This is a genomic window from Paenarthrobacter sp. CAP02 (assembly GCF_040137855.1).
Lineage (GTDB): Bacteria > Actinomycetota > Actinomycetes > Actinomycetales > Micrococcaceae > Arthrobacter.
Genome location: NZ_JBEEII010000005.1, coordinates 253,616 through 274,575, shown reverse-complemented (window position 1 = coordinate 274,575; position 20,960 = coordinate 253,616). Strand labels below are relative to the sequence as shown.

At 63.9% G+C, this 20,960-nt stretch carries 14 protein-coding genes, 1 tRNA gene, 1 other RNA gene and 1 pseudogene; 4 read left to right on the top strand and 13 right to left on the bottom strand.

All coding sequences use genetic code 11. The features are described 5' to 3' along the window. Positions 1–49 precede the first annotated feature (49 nt). The 3 genes from ABHM97_RS11130 to ABHM97_RS11120 form a co-directional block, all read right to left on the bottom strand. Positions 50–349, bottom strand: coding sequence for a DUF4193 domain-containing protein (locus ABHM97_RS11130; RefSeq protein ID WP_211713967.1), 300 nt, complete (start codon positions 347–349; stop codon positions 50–52). Positions 350–502: 153 nt separating this feature from the next. Continuing rightward, a complete protein-coding gene (locus ABHM97_RS11125) occupies positions 503–2,998 on the bottom strand; it encodes a beta-glucosidase family protein (RefSeq protein ID WP_349470702.1) in 2,496 nt (831 codons plus the stop codon). Next, positions 2,999–4,288 carry an MFS transporter gene (locus tag ABHM97_RS11120; RefSeq protein WP_349470701.1) on the bottom strand — a complete coding sequence of 430 codons (1,290 nt, stop codon included), beginning with the start codon at positions 4,286–4,288 and terminating at the stop codon, positions 2,999–3,001. It abuts the gene before it with no gap. A gap of 111 nt (positions 4,289–4,399) precedes the next feature. Between ABHM97_RS11120 and ABHM97_RS11115 the strand changes: the two genes are divergently transcribed. Then, a complete protein-coding gene (locus ABHM97_RS11115) occupies positions 4,400–4,996 on the top strand; it encodes a TetR/AcrR family transcriptional regulator (protein ID WP_349470700.1) in 597 nt (198 codons plus the stop codon). A 71-nt stretch (positions 4,997–5,067) separates the two neighbouring features. On the opposite strand, the gene ABHM97_RS11110 is transcribed toward ABHM97_RS11115, so the two are convergent. The 5 genes from ABHM97_RS11110 to ABHM97_RS11090 form a co-directional block, all read right to left on the bottom strand. Beyond that, complete coding sequence (locus ABHM97_RS11110; RefSeq protein WP_235519758.1) at positions 5,068–6,414, bottom strand: aspartate kinase; 1,347 nt, start codon at positions 6,412–6,414, stop codon at positions 5,068–5,070. Between the two features lie 18 nt (positions 6,415–6,432). Beyond that, on the bottom strand, positions 6,433–7,023 hold the full coding sequence (locus ABHM97_RS11105) for a hypothetical protein (RefSeq protein ID WP_349470699.1): 591 nt from the start codon (positions 7,021–7,023) through the stop codon (positions 6,433–6,435). A gap of 38 nt (positions 7,024–7,061) precedes the next feature. Further along, complete coding sequence (locus tag ABHM97_RS11100) at positions 7,062–7,667, bottom strand: hypothetical protein (RefSeq protein WP_349470697.1); 606 nt, start codon at positions 7,665–7,667, stop codon at positions 7,062–7,064. A 23-nt stretch (positions 7,668–7,690) separates the two neighbouring features. Next, on the bottom strand, positions 7,691–9,691 hold the full coding sequence (locus tag ABHM97_RS11095) for an alpha/beta hydrolase (protein ID WP_349470696.1): 2,001 nt from the start codon (positions 9,689–9,691) through the stop codon (positions 7,691–7,693). Positions 9,692–9,787: 96 nt separating this feature from the next. Next, positions 9,788–10,306 carry a DUF427 domain-containing protein gene (locus ABHM97_RS11090; protein ID WP_235519764.1) on the bottom strand — a complete coding sequence of 173 codons (519 nt, stop codon included), beginning with the start codon at positions 10,304–10,306 and terminating at the stop codon, positions 9,788–9,790. Positions 10,307–10,392: 86 nt separating this feature from the next. Here ABHM97_RS11090 and ABHM97_RS11085 point away from each other — a divergent pair, with 86 nt between their 5' ends. Then, entirely contained in the window at positions 10,393–11,466 is a 1,074-nt protein-coding gene (locus ABHM97_RS11085) for a hypothetical protein (RefSeq protein ID WP_257370510.1), read from the top strand. Positions 11,467–11,596: 130 nt separating this feature from the next. On the opposite strand, the gene recR is transcribed toward ABHM97_RS11085, so the two are convergent. From recR to ABHM97_RS11065, 4 genes are all read right to left on the bottom strand, one after another. Further along, a complete protein-coding gene (recR, locus tag ABHM97_RS11080; RefSeq protein ID WP_144661436.1) occupies positions 11,597–12,196 on the bottom strand; it encodes a recombination mediator RecR in 600 nt (199 codons plus the stop codon). Positions 12,197–12,229: 33 nt separating this feature from the next. Next, positions 12,230–15,322, bottom strand: a complete 3,093-nt coding sequence (locus ABHM97_RS11075; RefSeq protein WP_349470695.1) for a DNA polymerase III subunit gamma and tau — start codon at positions 15,320–15,322, stop codon at positions 12,230–12,232. Positions 15,323–15,355: 33 nt separating this feature from the next. Then, an RNA gene (gene ffs / locus ABHM97_RS11070) (signal recognition particle sRNA small type) lies at positions 15,356–15,452 on the bottom strand. 90 nt (positions 15,453–15,542) lie between these two features. Next, positions 15,543–15,866 carry a YqfO family protein gene (locus ABHM97_RS11065; RefSeq protein WP_349470694.1) on the bottom strand — a complete coding sequence of 108 codons (324 nt, stop codon included), beginning with the start codon at positions 15,864–15,866 and terminating at the stop codon, positions 15,543–15,545. A gap of 302 nt (positions 15,867–16,168) precedes the next feature. On the opposite strand from ABHM97_RS11065, the gene ABHM97_RS11060 reads away from it, so the two are divergent. Beyond that, positions 16,169–16,253: transfer RNA gene (locus ABHM97_RS11060), tRNA-Ser, on the top strand. A gap of 46 nt (positions 16,254–16,299) precedes the next feature. Here the strand turns inward: ABHM97_RS11060 and ABHM97_RS11055 are convergent. After that, a pseudogene (locus tag ABHM97_RS11055) lies at positions 16,300–17,229 on the bottom strand (LysR substrate-binding domain-containing protein). Positions 17,230–17,352: 123 nt separating this feature from the next. Between ABHM97_RS11055 and ABHM97_RS11050 the strand changes: the two are divergent. Further along, complete coding sequence (locus ABHM97_RS11050; protein ID WP_349470693.1) at positions 17,353–20,826, top strand: bifunctional proline dehydrogenase/L-glutamate gamma-semialdehyde dehydrogenase; 3,474 nt, start codon at positions 17,353–17,355, stop codon at positions 20,824–20,826. Positions 20,827–20,960 lie beyond the last annotated feature (134 nt).

Genomic DNA, 20,960 nt, shown 5'->3' with positions numbered 1-20,960 from the left:
ACGGCGGCACTCCCTGACGACGTTCAATCCGCCGGGGTGGTGGGTCGTCTTAGCCTTCGCAGTCAGTGCAGTAGGCGACGCCATCTTTTTCGCGGGCAATCTGCGAACGGTGGCGGACCAGGAAACAAGAGTTACACGTGAACTCATCGCTAGCCTGCGGGATGACCTGGATAACCAGCTCTTCGGCGACGATTTCGCCGCCGGGGCCGTTGGCGTCGAGGCCATCGGTTTCGTCCAGTTCAAGCACGACACTCTTGGCCGTGGGAGCGCTGGCGGACTGGAGAGCCTGGAGGGACTGCTCCTGGTTCTCTTTTACATCGGTACGGAGTTCGTCGTAATCGGCTGCCACTTTTTATTGCCTCTTCGTGTAGGGGGTTACCGGGTATGCAACGTACAGCATGCCACGAAAATTCCATACCATACCCCAGTTCTACAGCTTGTGGCGAAAACCACGTGGGTGACGGCCCAAAAAAGCCGTCACCCAGCGCTTTTCAACGCCGCATTACCGGAGTTCGATCTCCATTGACTGGAAGTCGTCCATGGCGTGGCGACCAACCAGGATACGGAACATACCCCGCTCAAACTGCCATCCGCCGTCGTAATGTGCAAACGCCTTGGCGGGGATGCGTATTTCCACGCTCTCGGTTCCGTTCGTGGCGAGATGCGTTCCGGCGTAGCCGGCCAGCCAGCGGACGGGACGTTCGACGGCGGATTCGGTGCGGTCCAGGTAAACCTGCACCACTTCCCGCCCGGTACGGGTGCCGGTGTTCTTGACCGGCACGTGGACCACCACGTCGTTCCCGGCCTGTACTACCTGCGGGGCGTGGGCGGTGCCGAGCTCGAAGGTGGTGTAGCCCAAACCGTAACCGAACGGCAGGGCAGGAGCCGCTCCGCCCTCTGCTTCCTGCTTCAACCACGCCCTGTAACCGATGTGGATTCCTTCGGCGTAGGTAACCTTGCCGTCCACGGGAGTGGTGTTGAGCACGGGGACATCCTCCAGTGCTGCCGGCCACGTGGTGGGCAAGCGTCCGCCCGGCTCTTCGAGGCCCAGGAGAATGTCAGCGATGGCGTTGCCGAACTCCTGGCCGCCAAACCAGCCCAGCAGGACCGCGTCCACGGCGTCGAGCCATGGCATCAGCACCGGCGAGCCGGAATTCACCACCACGACCGTCCGCGGATTGGCTGCCGCGACAGCCTCAACCAATTGGTTCTGGTAGCCGGGGAGGTCAAGGTCCTTCCGGTCGAAGCCCTCCGATTCGATGGCCGCGTTGGTGCCCACCACAACCACGGCGACGTCGGAAGCCCGGGCAGCCGCCACAGCCGCGTCGATCTCGGCCTGGGGGTCCGCGACCACGGTTTCTTCACCCAGCAGGACTGCCGTGAACGGAATGACCTGTTCCTCGGGCAACTGGTATTCGGCCTCAATCCGCACCCTCTGGCCGTGCGTGGTTTCGATGGCGTGGACGGTTTTGGGGGGATCGAACAGCGCCGCGCCAAGGACCTCGGTCTCGTCCTCGAGTTCACCGTTGAAGACCTCCGTTCCGTCCAGGACAAAGCGGATCCGGCCCACAGTCCCGACGCCCAAGTGGTGGATGCCCGCTGTTTCTGCCGTCCAGTCAGCTTCCATGCGAATGGAGGCCGCGCCGTCGGGAATTCCGATGCCGAACCAGATCAGGTGCGAGGCAAGGCGGTCTTCCCCGGAAATTTCCGTGCCGTCCGCCGCGAGGAAACTCACCCGGATGCCGGGCACATCGGACACGGGGTTGTGCAGGGACGTGCGGGGGAATGCCTGGATGCCCTCGGCTACCTTGGCGCCGCGCGCGTAGGTGACCTTCACGCCGTCGGGCAGTGCCCTGCGGAGCCCCTCCAGCGGCGAAACGGTGTACTTGGGCATGACGGTGGCGCTGCCGCCGCCTTGGGTGCGGGCTTCATCGGCGTTGTGGCCGATCACGGCCACGCTGCTGAGCGATGCGGCGTCCAGGGGCAGCAGGCCCTTGTTGCGGACCAGTACCGCGCCGCGGACAGCGACTTCACGGGCGACGGCGGCACCGTCAAGTTGCGCGGGCAGCTCGGTGACTGCGGGCGCGAACCCTTCCAGTGAGCCAACGCGCGCCGCCAGGCGAAGGATGCGGGTGACCTTCTCCACAATGGCGTCCCGGCTAACGTGTCCGTCATTGACGGCGGCCAGAAGCTTGGGTCCCCAGTGGCCTACCGGCCCCGGCATTTCCAGGTCCTGGTGGGCGTTGGCGGCGTCCACGGAGCGCACGCCCGTCCAGTCGGAGACCACGACGCCGTCGAAGCCCCACTCAGTGGACAGCGGTGTTTCCAGCAGTTTGTTTTCGCTGGCCGTGGTTCCGTTGATGGAGTTGTAGGAGCTCATGACCAGCCAGGCGCGGGCCTCGGTGATGGCGTCCTCGAAGGCTGCCAGGTAGAGCTCGCGGAGCGGGCGTTCGTCCACCACGGAGTCCGCAGTGAAGCGGTCGGTTTCGGCCTCGTTGGCCAGGTAGTGCTTGGGCGTCGCACCAACACCCATGGACTGCACGCCGGTCACGTATCCTGCGGCCATGGTGGCGGTGAGCCGGGGGTCCTCGCTCATGCACTCGAAGTGGCGGCCGCCCAGCGGGGAGCGGTGCAGGTTAATGGTGGGGCCCAGTACGGCGTGCACACCCTTGCGTCGGGCCTCCTGGCCCAGGACCTGCCCGTAGCGGCGGGCAGTTTCGACGCTCCAGGTGGCGGACAAAGCGGACGACGACGGGAGGGAGACGGAGTCGTGGCGCTCATCGAAGTCCTCGCCGCGGACGCCTGCAGGGCCGTCGGACATCACGACCCGTGACAGGCCGATCTCCGGGATGGCGTGCGTGGACCAGACGTCCGCGCCTGTGAGCAGTTGTACTTGCTGCTCCAGGGACAGGCTCCGGGCGATTTCCCGGATCTTGGCTTCCGCGTCCGGGCTTCCGGCTGCGGGGGCGGTGACGGCTGCCGACAGGATGGGGTTCATTTACTTGACTCCTTTGATGCGGGTGACGAGAAGTGCTCCGATGATGCCAACCACGGCACCACCCAGGAACAGGGCGGGATAGCCACCCAGCGCAATGACAGGAAATGCGACGGCGGGGACCAGGGACTGTGGGAGGGCTTGGGCGATGTTGAAGACACCGAAGGTCTTGGCGTTCTCGGATTGGTTTTTGGGCAGGAGGTCCGTGATGAGGGCTACGTCAACGGCGCTGAAGACGCCCAGACCCAGGCCGAGAATGCCCTGCCCAACCAATACCTGGCCGGCTCCGGTGCTGGTGGCGATAACAATGAGGCCACCCATCATGATCAGCGCGGACATGATCACCATGGCCTTCCGCTTGCCGATGCGGTCGCTGATCCAGCCGCCGGCGAGGCTGGTGATGACCGTGCCTGCTGAGCTCACCAGCGTTGCTTGGAACACCAGGCTGGTGACTTGGCTTTCCGCGATGTGCAGGTGGTCCGTGAAGAAGTACGGCAGATACAACAGTCCCGCGCAGTAACCGACGTAGACCATGAACTTGGTCAGCCAGGCCCAGCCCAGTCCGGGGTATGTTTTGGGGTTGAAGTAGAAGGAGACGAGGATCTCCTTGAAGTTCAACGGAGCCGGCTTCTCAGTGAGGACCCGGTCCTTGAACGTGAAAGCGAAAGCTATTGCCACGGCCGTGCCCACGATTCCCGGGACGACGGCCATCTGCAGGGCGTTGTCGAACATCTGGGCAAAGAAGGCTGCGGCCACGAGGCCGATGGGAAGTGTCATGCCGATGAGCCCGGAGAGGCGCCCGCGCTCGGCGGGGCCGGCCTGGTCGGGAAGTGTGGCTACAAGGGCTGCCAGCGCGGCGTTAAAGCCCAGCTGTGCTACAACCCAGGCAGCCAGGACGGTGCCGACTTCTGCGGCCGAACCCAGCAGGAACAGTGCTGCCAGGCCAACAAGGGAACCGCCGACGATCCAGGGCTTTCGCATGCCGAAGCGGGAAGTTGTCCGATCGCTGAGGCGCCCGAAGAACGGGTTCGCCAGGAGGGCGACTGCCGCTCCGACTCCTGCCACCAGGCTGAGGGCGCCGGCCCTGGTGTCCGGCGTGGTGATTTCTGAAACCTTGACGGCGAGGACCACCAGGGCGGGGGCGAGAACAGCCATCCAGAGGCCGGCGCTCGCAATCGGCATGCCGATGACGTAGGCGCGCGAAGCTGCTCGGGGCGCTTCGTTTGCCCGGGGCGCTTCCGGGGCAGGGTTGGTGCTGGCGGCCGGAGCCTGCTGGGTGATATCGAGGGCCACATTGCCTCCTGTGAATGTGCGACCCACCGTTGGGTCTCTGCAAAGACTGTAGCGATAAAAATCTAGTGTGACTAGGTTTTCATGGAAATGACGGTGAAATAGACTGACGCAATGCCTAATTCGAGGGCCCGCGGCCAGTACGCCAAGGGAGCGGAACGCCGCGAACAGATCATCCAGACAGCAACAGACGTCTTCGCCACGGAAGGCTTTGAAGGTACGGCCCTCAAGCGCGTGGCGGAGCTGGTGGGAGTGAAGGAAGCCACCCTGTTCCACTACTTCAAGGGGAAGCAGGAGCTCCTAACGGCCGTCCTGGCCGAACGAGACCGCCGGTCCCTGGCCGGCAGCGGACAGGAAGACGTTGGTTTGGGCCTCATGGCCACCATTGCAGAGCGCAACCGCCGGGAGCCGGGCCTGACGACGCTCTACGCAGTTGCCTCAGCCACGGCCAACCACCCGGAACACGACTCGCATGGCTACTTCAAGGAGCGCTATGAGGCGGTAGTGCGGGATATCGCAGCTGACATTGAGCGGCGCCAGGATTCGGGGGACGTCCGTACCGACGTTGACTCGGTGATGTTGGCCAGGCTGACAGTTGCCGCCTTTGACGGCCTGCAGCTCCAGTGGCTCTACGACAAGGATGTCGACATGGCTGACGGACTCCGGCAGCTCATTGACGTTCTCCTGGCGCCGGCTCACCGAACTGAGTAACAGATAAGGCCGTTCTGAGAGCTCAGAACGGCCTTATCTGTTACTTACTTGGGGCGTTGCCCGTGGCGATGCTAGCGGCCGGTGCCGCCGTAAACGGTAGCCTCGGCGTCGCCGTCGAGCTCGAAAGCGTTGTGGATGGCGCGGACGGCGTCATCCAGCGCATCAGCGCTGGTCACGACAGAGATGCGGATCTCCGAGGTGGAAATCATATCGATGTTGATGCCGGCGTCGGAAAGGGCCTTGAAGAACGTGGCCGACACGCCGGGGTGCGAACGCATGCCCGCGCCAATCAGCGAAAGCTTGCCGACGTGCTCGTTGTATTCGATGCTTTCGAAGCCGATCTGGCCCTCGGCGGCACGCAGGGCGGCCAAGGCGTCCGCACCTTCGACTATGGGGAGCGTGAACGAGATGTCCGTACGGCCTGTGCCGTGCGTCGAGACGTTCTGGACGATCATGTCGATGTTCGAGTGCGCATCGGCGATCACCTGGAAGATCGCAGCAGCCTTGCCGGGGATGTCCGGAACGCCCACAACGGTGACCTTGGCTTCGGACCGGTCGTGCGCAACGCCGGAGATGATTGGCTGCTCCAAGGCAACTCCCTCTTGAATCGTGAACTTTTCTTCGGCGCCCGGGATGACCCACGTGCCTTCGTTCTGGCTGAATGACGAACGGACGTGCAGCGGCACACCGAAACGACGTGCATACTCCACGCAACGGAGGTGCAGGATCTTGGCGCCGGAAGCAGCCAACTCCAGCATTTCTTCACTGGAAATACGGTCGATCTTCTGGGCGCTGGTCACTACGCGGGGATCGGCAGTGTAGATGCCGTCCACATCCGTGTAGATTTCGCAAACATCGGCTTCGAGGGCCGCCGCCAGGGCAACGGCAGTGGTGTCCGAGCCGCCCCGGCCCAACGTGGTGATCTCATGGGTAGCGCGGCTCATGCCCTGGAAACCAGCGACGATGGCGATGTGGCCCTTGTCCAAAGCCGTCCGGATACGGTGCGGGTCGACGTCGATAATTCGCGCCTTGCCGTGGATGCCGTCCGTGATCATTCCGGCCTGGGAACCCGTGAAGGACTGCGCCGAGGCACCGAACTTGTTGATGGCCATGGCAAGCAGGGCCATGGAAATACGTTCGCCGGCGGACAGGAGCATGTCCATCTCACGGGCCGGAGCGGAGTCCGTGACCTGGCTCGCGAGGTCCAGGAGTTCATCGGTGGTGTCGCCCATCGCGGAGACAACAACCACAACCTCGTTGCCGGCCTTCTGCGCATCCACGACGCGCTGTGCGACCCGCTTGATGCCATCGGCATCGGCAACCGAGGAGCCGCCGAACTTCTGCACGATCAGCTGCTTGGTAATGGCAGCCTCGTTGGAGAGCTCGTCGATCTTCACTTCGGTAGTGGGCATAGTCATGCGCGCACCCTCACTGCATCAATAGGGTTCGAACGCGGCCTGCCAATGTGGCATTGGAACACGCCTGCGTAGCTTATTTCCCCAGTTTATCGCCGCGGGCAGTGCTGGCAGGAATTGTGACCACATGGCGGCCAGGGCTTGTTGGACCAGCAGCATCCTGTGGGCGTCGGGTCGCGGTTCTACTTGGCGGTGGGAGAGGCCCCGAAGTTTTCGGGATAGAGCTCTTTGTAGATCGCAGTTTGGTCTCCGGCGATGCAGACAGTGTCCATTTCCAAGCCGGAGCCTTTCCATTGTTTGGCTCATGATGCTGTAATTCACGCCTTCTTGCCCGTCTGGTGTGGTGCAGTGCATGTTTCGAGTGCCCTTATCGACCCATTTTTGGGTTCCGATGGTGTGTTGGGTTTCGGTTTTGAAGGCGTGGACATCGGCGAGGGCTTGTTTGAGTTCTTCGACCTGGGCTTTGACGGTGGCAGGGTCGCTGGGGTTGTTTGGGCCGGTCAATGGTTTCTCCGTGGTGGTGGGCGTGCAGGCGCTCAGCGCAATAGCAGCAAAGAACAGTCCGGCGAGTATGCGGCTTGCCCTTACCGGGGCCTTGGGTTCAAAGGGCATGAGCTTCACCTTTCCGCAACGTCTTCTACCTGGGAGGTCTATTTGCCAGTATCGGAGGGGCTGGGATTGGACGGGAGGCCGAAGTTTTCGGGATAGAGCTCTTTGTAGATCGCGGTTTGGTCTCCGGCGATGCAGACAGTGTCCATTTCCAGGCCGGAGCCTTTGATGTTTGCGTAGTAGGACATGAGTTGTCCGCCGTTCTGATCGGCGTAGAGGCGGATGAGGCCTGGGTCTTTGGGGTTGGTTTCAGTGCGGGTGGTGAAGCCTTTGGATTCCCAGAACGTTTTGACGGCGCTGACTGAGGCTTCAAGGTCGACTGGGTCGGCGGTTTGGCTCAGGACGATGTAGTTCACGCCGTCTTCCCCGCCGGACGTGCTGCAGGGGCCATTTCGGAGGCCCTCGTCGACCCATTTTTGGGTCCCAATGACTTGTTGGGTTTCGGTTTTGAAGGCGTGGAGATCCGCGAGGGCTTGTTTGAGTTCTTCGACCTGGGCTTTGACGGTAGCAGGGTCGCTGGGGTCGTTTGGGCCGGTCATCGGTTTCTCCGTGGTGGTGGGGGTGCAGGCGCTCAGCGCCAAGAGCATGCTTAGCAAGCCGGTAAGGACATAGCGGGTCCTGAGACGGGCCTTGGGTTCATAGGACATGAGGTTCACTCTTTCGGACTTGTTCATCGGCCAGCAAATCCGGCCGGCGGCGAGACAGGCCGCGCGCCTGGAAGGGTACGGTCTCCGTGGCCGGTCGTTGTGAGGGCAGCTTCGTACAGGGCGGTGGTTCCTTTGTCCAGGTAGCCGTATCCGTCGCCGTCTTTTCTGTGTACCAGGGTGTTGTGTTCGGTGGTGCCGTGGTAGCGGGTCCCGTCAATCGTGGCTGAGTCCGAGGAGAACACTTTCGCATCGAAGGATTCCAGGCGCGGATCCTGGCGCAGGAAGCGGCCCATTTGGGCCAGCCCATCGCCACTGGCGTGGCTGGCATAGACCTGCCCGGGACGCACGTGGAGTTCACCGGCGTTTCGGATCTCCTTTTCGATGCCGGCGGAGCCGAGCATCGTGAAGGAAGCGACGTTCAATTCCGCGGCGGCAAGGGCGTCTGAGGTCACCGTGGTGCCGTAGGAATGAGCCAGCACGTTCAGAGTCTCCGGGGTCCTGTTGCCCAAGCTTTCTCTGACGGCGTTGAAGCCCTGAAGGTCTGTGACGAAGCGGTCGGCGCCGGCGCGGGCGGCATCGCCACTGTTCACGCTCGGAACCGTGGGCGGTTCGTAGTTGATCCATGCCACCACAGCGAAAGACTTATCCCTAGAGAGCAACTTTTGTTGCGCCTGAAGGTTCGCGGCGTTGAACGCCCAGTCGTTAAAACCGCTCTGCGGGGTGATGTTCATACCGGAGACGGCGTAGGTGACGTTGTCAGCCGTGTCCGGGTTGCCAGCAGAGACCTGTGCCTTGGGGGAGCCGTGGGTAAGATCGAATCCGAGCAAAACAGCAACATCCGCGGCCCCGGCGTTCGTCAGGGCCTCACCGATGCCATTGAGGGCCTTTTGCTGCGTTTGCAGCCGTGTCCAAGCAGGGTTGGTCACGGACAGGCCTTGGCTTGCGGGCAGGAATTGAGGCGTTTTGGTGAGTTCGTCTTTGATGCGCTCGTTCTCGGTGGCAAGGCGTATGCGATTGGCCTTGTCCCGGGCAGTGGCGGTGACACCGTTCAGGTTCCCGATGACTCCGGGAAGGGTCTGGATCAGAAAAAGCTGGGCCTCGCCGGGTTCGATTGTCCCGGTGGCGACCGTCTGGCCGAGTCCGGCCCACCACTTGGCGATCATCACAGGGTCCAGCCCTGGTTGCTCGAGCAGCCCCTGAAGCCGTTCCTTGTTGGCTGGGGTGGCCAGCCACGCCTTTAGTTGTGCGGCGTTAAGGGCCCCGATGTCGGTCAAACTCACTTGCCGTGGGGGAGCGTACTGAATGAGAACGCTGTTGAGGATGGTGTCAGCCATGGAGCCGCTGCCAGCTGCTTCAAATGCTGCGGCGATGCGTTCGACCCACCCAGCATCAGCAGTGTTCTCACTGAGCAGCTGCTCGAAACCGGGCACGAAGGTGACGCTGCCGCTGTTCACCCAGGAACAAGCAGCGGTGAAACTACCCCAGGCGTTCCGCACACGTCCGAGTTCACTATTGAGGATGTTTGTGGAAGTTCGGGATTGGGACGCGAAGTCGCGCAGCTTTCCCGGGTCCGCCGCGCTTGTCCCGGCTTCTGATCCACCGGCGAACCTTGCCCGCTCCCTTGGGGAGAATTCTGCTGAAACCGTCGGTGTGGGCAACGGCCATTCCGCGGGCATGGGGTCACTCAACGGACTCAGGAAAGACTGAAATTGTTGTTCACGGATGTCGGCGCGTTGCTGCCAGTCGGCGAGGTTCTTCAGCCGCGACTTCTCCCGCGCGGCCCGCAGCTTTGCTTCCTGGACATCCTCCACCAACGCGGCGAGAACACTGGCAAGGCGGACACGGTCATCAGCCCAGACGGCACAGGCCTGGAGGAACAAGCGGGCGTAGCCCCCTTTGAAATCCTCCATGACACGATCAATGGCTCCCGACAGGAACGCGCCCTCGGAGCGTAGAGCCTCATCCGCGGAATCGGCAGCACTGATTAGAGCATCGGCCGCGCCGTCATCGAAAGCAATCCCCATAACCGAATCCCCCGAACGAATGGTTTATCCATCGAATAGCATAACAGCTCGAGTGGCCTCCATTGACGCGTTCGTGGGGGGGCAGTGTTCGGGATCTCACCAGCCTGCGGAGCCGGGTTCACCCTTGAAAGGCCCCACAATGCGCCGAGTGATCCAACCCCCGTAGAAACCGCCAGATTGCGCCGTTACTGGTTCGCCGTCAATTTCGCATGACTCCATACGGCCCGGGTACAGGGCAACCCGTGTTCTGAGAGCCTCGAAACCCTGCGTGGGTTCCGGGTAGGTCCACCCGCCGCGGGATGCGACCACACTGTTTGCCACGACGTCGAAGTAAGCCGCCATCCCCTTGAATTCGCAGAAAGTTCCGCCTTCCACCGGGATCAATACTCCGGCAGGGAACGCCTCGAAGGGCAGGTAGTAGACGGGAGGGTGGCTGGTTTCGAGGACCCTGACCGAATCCACGGTGTCCGCAATGATCCGGCCGCCGAGCCGGACCACAATCCTTTCCGAGCGGTGCTGCACCACCGGAGGCCTTGGATAGTCCCATACCGACTCCTGCCAGCTCAGCGGGGTGACGGGCTGCGGACGCTTGGGGAAACGGGGGAGTTGGGCCATGAACTATGGTCCCACCTTCTTCCGGCATCTCTGTTGATGCGTGACGCCCAGGCGTACCATCCACGTCATGAGGATTGCGTGGTGCCTTGGCCGGCGTTCCTGACCGTTCGGGCAAGCGGGGTGCCGGTGCAAACGAGCCGGAGTACGAGGTCATCGGCGGTGGATTGGTTGACGATCAGCCGCGGGTGACTTCATCCAGCGGTGGTTCGGAACCACCGCCTGCGGCCGTCGTCAAAACTGCCCTGAAACTGGCTTGGCGGGATGCCCGGAATTCGTTGTTCTCCTGGTGGTTTTGGCTGGGCTGCTGTTGCGCCATCGCCTTTGCAGGTGGCGTTGCCGCTGCAATGGTTGCCTGGGTGCAATCGCTCGAAGGGTTCGACTCGGACGTCTTGGGTGCCACCTACGTCTTTATGGCTGGATTCCTGGCCTTGGCCGCCGCGATACTGGGTGTCATCTGTGGCTTCCGGCATGCCTGGTCGAGCATTCTGGTCCGCTTCCTCGCAGCGACCATCCGTGGAGTCGTTTTCGCTGCGCTGTCATGTGTGGTCCTGCTGATCGTGGGTTTCAACACGGGTGGGCCGCCAGCGCTGGCTGGGGCGGCCGCCGTCGTGATTGTCCTGGAGGTGGGACTGTTCGGCCTCATGGGCGGAGGTGCGCGGGCTTGCTTTGCCTCTACCGTTCCGGCGGGCGTCCTGGCTGGGGTGGTGACGATGTTCCTTTGCCTCGGGAATGGCGCGCTCACTCTGTTGCTGCTTGCCGGAACCAGTGAGATGGGCGGCGCCTCAGTGCCCGTGAACGTGGAGAGGGACGACGCGGGGAGGATCACTGCATACGAGTGTGTTGGCAGCCTGCACGAGGTGGAGGTGGTGCATACGGAACGCGTGGCATGGCTTGCGGCATCGAATCCTGCGCTGCTCCTGGGGAGTATTGGAGCCCAGTTTGTGCACCCTGACCATGTCGTCGGATGGATGTTGGCCGGGCTCCAGTACGCCGCCGACGGCCCATCCCGCGAAGTCCCTTGCCTGGACGGAGAATCGAGTGCCGGGCTCGCGCCGCCGGTGCCCGTGGCTTTCGCCGGCTTTGCAGTACAGGCAGCATTTGCTGCGCTGCTCACCATTTCAGGGCGTTGGTTGAAGGCGCGGAGGGCGGGCATTTCCTGACTGCCCAAGGCTCCCCTTGAATTCTGTGTCCGGAAAGATCGTTGACTACTTCAACATGGCGAGGAGCGCAGCCGGACAAGTAGTCACCGCCGCAGATGCCACCTACGTGGTGGTGGTCCCGGAACCGAAGCTACAACAGCGCGTTGCGCCTTCCTTCGAATGCCCGGCCCAGCGTGACTTCGTCGGCGTACTCGAGGTCGCCACCCACGGGAAGCCCGGAAGCCAGCCGCGTCACAGCGACCCCAATGGACTTCAACATACGCGCCAGGTAGGTAGCTGTGGCCTCACCCTCGAGGTTGGGGTCGGTGGCGATAATGATCTCCTGGATGGCGCCATCATTCAATCGGGTCAGGAGCTCGCGGATCCGCAACTGCTCCGGACCGATGCCAGCGATCGGATTGATGGCGCCACCCAGCACGTGGTACCGGCCACGGAAGGACCGGGTCCGCTCAACGGCCAGGACGTCCTTGGACTCCTCAACCACGCAGATGACCGACGGGTCCCTGCGTGGATCCCGGCAAATGTTGCAGGTCTCCTGCTCGGTCACGTTGAAGCAGACCGAGCAGAACTTCACCCGTTCCTTAACCGTGGTGATGGCCGTCACCAGACGCTTCATGTCCTCTGGATCAGCCTCCAGGATGTGGAACGCCAGGCGCTGCGCTGATTTGGGGCCCACACCGGGAAGCCGGCCGAGCTCGTCAATCAGCTCCTGAACTGCACCTTCGTACACAATGTCCTCATTTGGTTGAAATCAATGCTGCAATCAGCGGTTGTGCAGGGGAGAACCGTCCAAGGCGCGCTCTTCGATCAGCTTTCCGCCCAGAATACGCTCCACCGCAGCCCGCCCAAAGACCCTCGATTCCTCGATGGTTTCGTCCTCAGGGCTGGGGATGTCCTCCGCAGTCGCCGTGGGGGCTGCCTGGGTCCTGGCCGGCGCTTGGACGCGACCAGCCTGTGCCTCAGGGCTGTTGGTCAGTCGCTGGTACAGGCTTTGACGACCGTTGGGACTGCCCGACGCCGGACCCTCCTCGAGCGTGGCAACGGAACCGTGCGCTTCAACCGGCTGCGCGGCCAAGGAAGGCCATGTCGCGGGGGCGCTGCCGGTGGCCTGCGTTGCCGTGGCCTGGGGTGCGGGCCAGCTCGACGCCGGAGCGACGTCCCAGCTCGACCCTGCGGGAGCGTCCGGGCCGGTTGGGTGGCCGTACGTTCCAGCTGCGGCTTCGGGAACCTGGGCCGCGGCGGGCTCGTAGTCAGGGGTGTCCACTGCGGCGGCAGCGGTCTCTTCCGGGGCTTGCGGCTGCCTGCCCACGTTCGACTCCGTGCCTACTACCCATGTTCCCGGCGCCTTCTCTACTGCCCTGGACCACGGGTCCTCGGAGGTGCCGGAGGGCGCCCCCGGAGTGCTGGGTACCGTGGCTGGTGAAGGCTTGGGCGGGGACGGTTTTCCATCCGAAGTTGCTGCTGCAACCGGGGACGGTGCTGTGCCTGTACGTGCGCCAGGACGGCCGTATCCGGACGGCGGCTCCCAGTCCGCAGGGGGCTCCTCATCCAGTGGAGGCGCATCCTCGTCGAGGGGCGGGCCCCAATCGTCATCCGGGTAGGAGTAGTCGCCGGCCGAGGTGGAGCTGGTCTGAGCCGTTCCCTGCGTTGAGGGCTGCGGTGCGGGTTCGGCCGGCTGCGGTACTGCGGGCACCACGGATCCAGCCGGCGCCGGTGTAGCCGGGCTCGTTGGCGTGCGTACGGGTTCCGGCGACGGGGCACTTGGGGATGCCTCCGACGCGGGAGTATCGGCCGGCGCAAGACCCCAGGCAGAGTCGACCGCTGAGACCGCGGCTGGAGAGGCTCCCGCTGGTGCTGTTGCGTCGGGCGCCGGCGCAACACTTGCTGCTGCACCGCCTGCCGGCGCCGGGGTCTCCCGGCTAGTAGGCGCTTTTGGGTTTGGCTCAGAGCTCGCTGAACTGTTGCCGCCGGCCACCGCGACGATCTGGCAATCAATGCCCAGGGTCTTGTGGATTGCCTGGCGAAGGTTTTCGGAGTGGTCTGCGCGTCCGAAGGCGCCGGCCAAACCGCCGGTAGTGAACGCCAAAGTGAGCAGTTGGCCGTCGAACTGGGCCACCTGGGCGTTGGGCTCCACCAGCGCCCAGGTGCTGCGCTTGATCTTGGTCAACGTCTGGAGGACGTCCGGCCAGGCGCGGCGAAGAGCTTCTACGTCACCAGCCCCCGACGGAGCCGGTGCCGATTGTGGCGCCGGGGCTTGGGCGGGAGCTGGCGCAGCCTGTGCCGGAGCGGCCTGCCCGGGAGCAGCGGACTGCGGCGCAGGCGTGGGTGCTTGTTGCGCGAGAGGGGCCACGGGCTGTGCCTGGGGCGTCGCTTGTGGTGCGGGAGACTGCCGGTCGACAGCCTGCGGTGTGCGACCGGCAGTCGACCGTTCCTCCACAGGCCAATCGTTGGTGGAAACCCGTGGCGCCGTGATGGGGTCGCGGTTGACTGCGGCGACGGCCGGCTCAGGAGTTGCAGGAACCGATGGTTGGGAGGCCACCGGCGCTGCAGGTTCCTGCACAGGGGTCGGTTCCGGCCGGGTGGGCTCCGGAGCAGCAACCACTGGTGCGGGAACGTTCGGTGCTGCTTCCACGGAAGCCACGGTGGCAGTCGGGGCAGCAGCAACAGCCGGCGTTCCGGCGTCGCCCGCGTAGTTCAGGCGACGTTCCACGCGGTCGATGCGCGCAGCGATACCCCGTTCGGTCTGCTCCGAGCTGGGGAGGAGAATTCGAGCGCACAGGAGTTCAAGGTGAAGGCGTGGCGAAGTTGCGCCGGTCATTTCCGTCAGTGCGGTGTTGGTGACGTCTGCCGCGCGGGAAAGCTCCGCTGCGCCAAGGTTGGTGGCCTGGTTGCGCATACGGGCGATCTGGTCGGCGGGCATGCCGCGGAGGATGGCTTGGGCGCTCTCGGGCATCGCCTGAACAATGATCAGGTCGCGGAAGCGTTCCAAAAGGTCTTCGACGAAACGCCGGGGGTCGTGGCCCGTCTGGATGACGCGATCCACGGCGCGGAAGACAGTGGCGGCGTCGGCGGCGGCAATGGCATCCACGATGTCGTCCAGCAGGGAGGCATGGGTGTAGCCGAGGAGGGCAACAGCGAGCTCGTAGTCCAGGCCGTTCGGCCCGGCGCCGGCCATGAGCTGGTCCAGCACGGAAAGGGTGTCACGGACCGAACCGCCACCAGCGCGGATCACCAGGGATAGCACCCCTGGAGCCACGGGGACGTTCTCCTGCTGGCAGAGCAGCTCAAGGTATTGCATGAGCGGCTCCGGGGGCACCAGCCGGAAGGGGTAGTGGTGCGTGCGGGAGCGGATGGTGCCGATGACCTTGTCCGGCTCGGTGGTGGCGAAGATGAACTTGATGTGTTCCGGCGGCTCTTCGACGATCTTCAGGAGGGCGTTAAAGCCGGCGGACGTGACCATGTGGGCCTCGTCAATGATGAAGATCTTGTAGCGGTCACGGACCGGGGCGAAGGTTGCCCGCTCGCGGAGGTCGCGGGCGTCGTCCACGCCACCGTGGCTGGCGGCGTCAATCTCAATGACGTCCAGCGACCCGGATCCACCACGGGCCAGTTCGATGCAGCTGGGGCATTTGCCGCAGGGCGTGTCAGTGGGGCCCTCGGCGCAGTTCAGGCAGCGGGCAAGGATGCGCGCTGAGGTGGTCTTGCCACAGCCGCGGGGGCCGGAGAAGAGGTAGGCGTGGTTCACGCGGTTCTTGCGGAGCGCCGTCATCAGCGGCTCTGTGACGTGTTCCTGCCCGATAACGTCCGCGAAAGAGTCGGGCCGGTACCGTCGATAAAGGGCAGTTGTAACAGTCACAAGTGAAACCTACCTATAGGGACTGACATTTAAATAAGAGACCCCTCATGCACCCGCCAGAGCCCATCTACCCTTGCTACCTTCCGGTCCTGGGGGAGTTCAACAGGATGACGCCACATGAGGGGCCGTCGACAAGCTTACCCGAACTCGGGGCGGGGTTCGAATCGGCCATCGACGGCTGTGGATACGGCTCGACGGCGGGTGGCTGGGCTGCGCGGATCTACCGCCAGCCGTTCACCGGCCACGTCATGAAGGCGGGCTCCTCGTAAGGGTGAGAAGCCCGCAAAGCCAGTACAACGCCGTCGAGAATTTCCTCCTCCACCACGCACTCCACCCTGATTTCCGGCGCTTGCTGCTCAATCGATACCTCGCCAATGAACGGCCGCGCCCCGGGCAACGGTGTGAAGCGGCCTGTGCCTGGGGAAGTGAAGGCACAGTGTGAATAGTCGCCGATCCGTCCCGCGCCGGCATCACCGATGGCCAGGAGAACTTCCTCAATATGCGTCTTAGGTACGTAAACCACCAGTGCATGAAGCTGCGTCATGCAGACATCTTGTCAGCAACTTCGGCTACAAACAGGTCTCAACCATTGCAAATCCGAGGTTGGCGGCGGACCATGGGTATGTACACCGATTGGGGCAATCTCAAGGTTGTGAGCTGCGGGGCCTGGGGGCGAGGGGCCGGACCCGGTGGCTCAACGATGTACCGCAAGAATGGGCGCGTTGGGGGCGTCCATTTTTACGTTAAGCGCCTCTTTGCCACCCCCTCCGAGAGCCCGGGTTTGGGCCGATTACGCGATGCCGAAATTCTCAGGTACAGTAGTATCTGCTTTCGAATCGGAAGCAAGGAGAATTCGCCTAGCGGCCTATGGCGCACGCCTGGAACGCGTGTTGGGTTAACGCCCTCGGGGGTTCAAATCCCCCATTCTCCGCGTTCGGCCCCAGTCCTCGGACTGGGGCCTTTTGCGTATCCGGGAGTTACCCGGCATCCGCCTGCTGTTCCGCGTCCAGTTGTTGCGCCGCTGCCACGCGCTCCAGAACTTCGCGGCAGGCCGCCGTCGCCGGGTGGATCCGGCCGGCAGTGCGGGTGGAGGTGAACACGGTTCGCTTCGGCAGCCCCGGGAGGTCCAGCAATTGAACGGTCCGGGTGCGTCCGGTCCAGACGAGGTCGGGCATGAGCGCTACCGCGTTTCCGGATTCGATGAGTCGTATCTACGCTTGGAGGTCGGCCGTTTCATACCGGACGTCGGGTTCGAAGCCCGCGGAACGGCAGGCCTGCTCCGCCCAATGCCGGGAAGCTGCGCCGCGGGGTTCCATGACCCAGGGCATGGAGGCAGTGTCGGCCAGGGTGGAGACGGCTTCGCCGCCCAGTCCCACCGGGGGAGTGGCAAGCCGAATGGCATCGCTGGTGAGGATGACGCGGTCCAGGCCGCTGTGGTGCGGAGCGGCATGGCCAGGGTACTGCTCGGCAACCACCAGGTCGAAGTCCCGCGCCCAGGTTTCGTACAGGGCCGTTTCGGGTTCGCGTTGGGTCATTTCAACGCGCACCTCCGGGTACTCCTGCCGCATGATGGTGAGGAAATCGGGAAGCAGGGCCAGGGCCGCGGATTGGAAGACTGCCAGGCGGACGGTTCCCGTCACCATTGACAGTGAAGCTGCCAGATCCGTTTCGGCCTTTTCCAAGGTCTCCAGGAGTGCCGCGGTGTGGGCTACGAGGATCTCCGCTTGCGGGGTCAACTGGACCCGGCGCCCGGCTTTACGGAGCAGTTCAACCCCGGCCTCCTTCTCCAGGAGGGTCAGTTGCTGCGACACCGATGAAGGGCTGTATTGCATCGCATCGGCCACCTCGGCGAGCGTCCCGCGGATCTTCAATTCGTGCAGCAAGCGGAGCCTGCGGACATCCAGCAACTCTGCCTCCAAATGATCGGGTTGGATAACCAATATTCGTCGGAAAAGATCGCTTTTCCTAACGTGATTGTAGATCCATACTGATGGAAACAAACAAACTTCTCCGCCCCAGAAGGAGCTCCCATGACCAGCACCCTCCCGGATGCCACTGCCCCCCGCACCCAGGATTCAGGGCAGTTCGACGCGTTGGCCCACGAAGCCATCGCCTTGGTCCGCCACTGGTTGACCGAAGCCAGCAAGATCCCCGTGGACGTCTCCGCCCAGCGCCTCGCCGGCGTCCTGAAGGACCCGAACGGCTTGGAGTTCACTGTCGGATTCGTCGACGGCGTCATCCGCCCCGAGGATCTATCCGTCGCCGGCCGCAAACTCGCTGAACTGGCCCCCAAGGTCCCCAAGTTCCTTCCCTGGTACATGCGCAGCGCTGTCCGGGTGGGTGGCGTCATGGCTCCGATCCTCCCGCAGGTGGTTATTCCCATTGCCCGTCGCGTGCTCCGCGAAATGGTGGGACACCTCATCGTCGACGCCACCGATGCCAAGCTGGGCCCGGCCATTGCCAAGATCCGCCAGGACGGCGTGCACCTGAACGTGAACCTTCTGGGCGAAGCCGTCCTGGGCGAGCACGAAGCCCAGCGTCGCCTCGAAGGCACCCTCAAACTCCTTGCCCGCGAAGACGTGGACTACGTTTCCATCAAGGAATCCTCCACCGTGGCCCCGCACTCCCCATGGGCCTTCGACGAAGCCGTCGACCACGTTGTTGAGAAGCTCACCCCGCTTTACCGCCTCGCCGCGTCCTTCCCCAAGCCCAAGTTCATCAACCTGGACATGGAGGAATACAAGGACCTCAGCATGACCATCGCGGTGTTCAAGCGCATCCTGGACATGCCGGAGTTCAAGAACCTGGAAGCCGGAATCGTCCTCCAGGCCTACCTCCCTGACGCGCTCGGTGCCATGCAGGAACTGCAGGAGTGGGCCTCCGCCCGTCGCGCCGAAGGTGGAGCTCCCATCAAGGTCCGCGTCGTCAAGGGCGCCAACCTTCCCATGGAACAGGTGGAAGCCTCGCTGCACGACTGGCCGCTGGCTACCTGGGGCAGCAAGCAGGACTCGGACACCAGCTACAAGAACGTCATCAACTATGCCCTCACCCCGGAGCACATCGACGCCGTCCGCATTGGCATCGCTGGACACAACCTGTTCGACGTCGCCTTTGCCTGGCTGCTCGCCAAGCAGCGCGGCATCGCTGAGCAGGGACCAAAAGCCATCGAATTCGAAATGCTCCTGGGCATGGCAACCGGCCAGGCCACTGCGGTCCGTAAGGATGTCGGCAGCCTCTTGCTCTACACACCGGTGGTCCACCCGGGCGAGTTCGACGTCGCCATCGCTTACCTGATCCGCCGCCTGGAAGAGGGCGCCAGCCAGGAAAACTTCATGTCCGCAGTCTTCGAACTCAGCGAGAACGAAGCATTGTTCAAGCGCGAGCAGCAGCGCTTCCTGAACTCCTTGGCCAACATGAAGGACGAGGTCCCGGGCCCCAACCGCAAGCAGGACCGCTGTCTCCCGGCCGAACCCGCACCCACTGAGGGATTCCGCAACACCCCTGACACGGACCCGGCACTCCCGGCCAACCGTGCGTGGGGCCGCGACATTCTCAAGCGCATCCCCGGTTCCACCGCCGGCAACAAGATCGTGGAGTCCACCAAGGTTTCCGACGCAGCCGAACTGGACCGCATCATCGCCACCGCCGTGGACCACGGCAAGGCCTGGGGTGCCCGTCCCGCCGTCGAGCGCGCCGCCATCCTGCACCGCGCCGGTGAAGTCCTCGAGGCCCGCCGCGCTGAACTCCTGGAGGTCATGGCTTCCGAGACCGGCAAGACCATCGACCAGGGCGACTCCGAGGTTAGCGAAGCAATCGACTTCGCGCACTACTACGCCGAGCGCGCCAAGGACCTGGAAACGGTCGACGGCGCCACCTTCGTCCCAGCGAACCTCACCGTGGTGACCCCGCCGTGGAACTTCCCGGTGGCGATCCCCGCAGGCTCGACGCTCGCAGCGCTCGCCTCAGGCTCCGCCGTCGTGATTAAGCCTGCAAAGCAGGCCCGCCGCTCCGGTTCCGTCATGGTGGACGCCCTGTGGGAAGCAGGCGTGCCGCGTGAAGTGCTGGCGCTCGTCCAGCTCGAAGAGCGTGAGCTTGGCACCCAGCTTGTCTCGCACCCCAGCGTTGACCGCGTGATCCTTACCGGTGGCTACGAAACGGCTGAATTGTTCCGTTCCTTCCGCCAGGACCTGCCGTTGCTGGCGGAGACGTCCGGCAAGAACGCCATCATTGTCACCCCGAGTGCGGACCTGGACCTGGCAGCCAAGGACGTCGTGTACTCGGCGTTCGGCCACGCCGGACAGAAATGCTCCGCCGCTTCACTGGTGATCCTGGTGGGCTCGGTGGCGAAGAGCGCCCGCTTCCACAACCAGCTGATCGACGCAGCCCGCTCGCTGACCGTGGGATACCCGGACAAAGCCACCACACAGATGGGGCCGATCATCGAGCCGGCCTACGGCAAGCTCCTGAACGCCCTCACCACCCTGGGCGACGGTGAAACCTGGGCCATCAAGCCCGAGCGCCTCGACGAGACCGGCCGTTTGTGGTCCCCGGGCATCCGTTCCGGCGTCAAGCGCGGCTCCTACTTCCACCTGACCGAGTTCTTCGGCCCGGTGCTGGGTGTCATGACCGCTGAAACCCTTGAAGAAGCGATCGCCATCCAGAACGAGATCGAGTACGGCCTCACCGCCGGCCTGCACTCCCTGGACTCCGCCGAGATGGGCGTCTGGCTGGACACCATCCAGGCCGGCAACCTGTACGTCAACCGCGGCATCACCGGTGCGATCGTGCAGCGCCAGCCGTTCGGTGGCTGGAAGAAGTCGGCCGTCGGCGCCGGAACCAAGGCCGGGGGACCGAACTACCTGATCGGTCTGGGCAGTTGGCTCCCTGCCGAAGCAAAGGCCAAGCGCGGCACCGTCCTTCAGGGCGCAGCCTCGCAGATCCTTGCCGCTGCCAAGTCCGCTGACGTTACGGCCGAGGAACTCCAGACCCTCCAGCAGGCACTCTTCAGCGACGCCGCCGCCTGGGAATCTGAGTTCGGCACACGCAAGGACGTTTCCGCGCTGACCGCTGAGCGCAACGTCTTCCGCTACCGCTCCCTCCCTGTGACGATCCGCCTCTCCGAAGGTGAGCGACTCGCGGAGCTGCTCCGCGTCGTAGCAGCCGGTGCAGTGGCGGGCTCGAAGCTCACGGTGAGCTCCGCCGTCGTACTTCCCGACGCAGTGGTGACCGTGTTCGCGAACCTGGGCGTCAGCGTCCGGGTTGAGGACGACGCCGCGTGGCTGGCCCGTGCGGCAAAGTTCGACGCCGGCCGCATCCGCTTGATCGGTGGCGACTTCGCCGCGCTGAGCGCGGCAATGGGTGGCCGTCCGGATGTCGCCGTCTACCACGGGGCCGTAACCCAGGCTGGCCGGATCGAGATGCTGCCGTTCCTTCGCGAGCAGGCGGTGTCCATCACGGCGCACCGCTTCGGCACCCCGAACCACCTGTCGGACGCGTTGATCTAGGGACCTCCACCGAGGAGTGAGTTCTCGGCGGAAAGCAAGCCCCTAAGTCCCGAAAGCCAACCCCTGGGCGCACCTCATCACAAGTGAGGTTGCGTCGAGGGGTTGGCTTTCGGCGTTATGGGCACCCTCGAAGG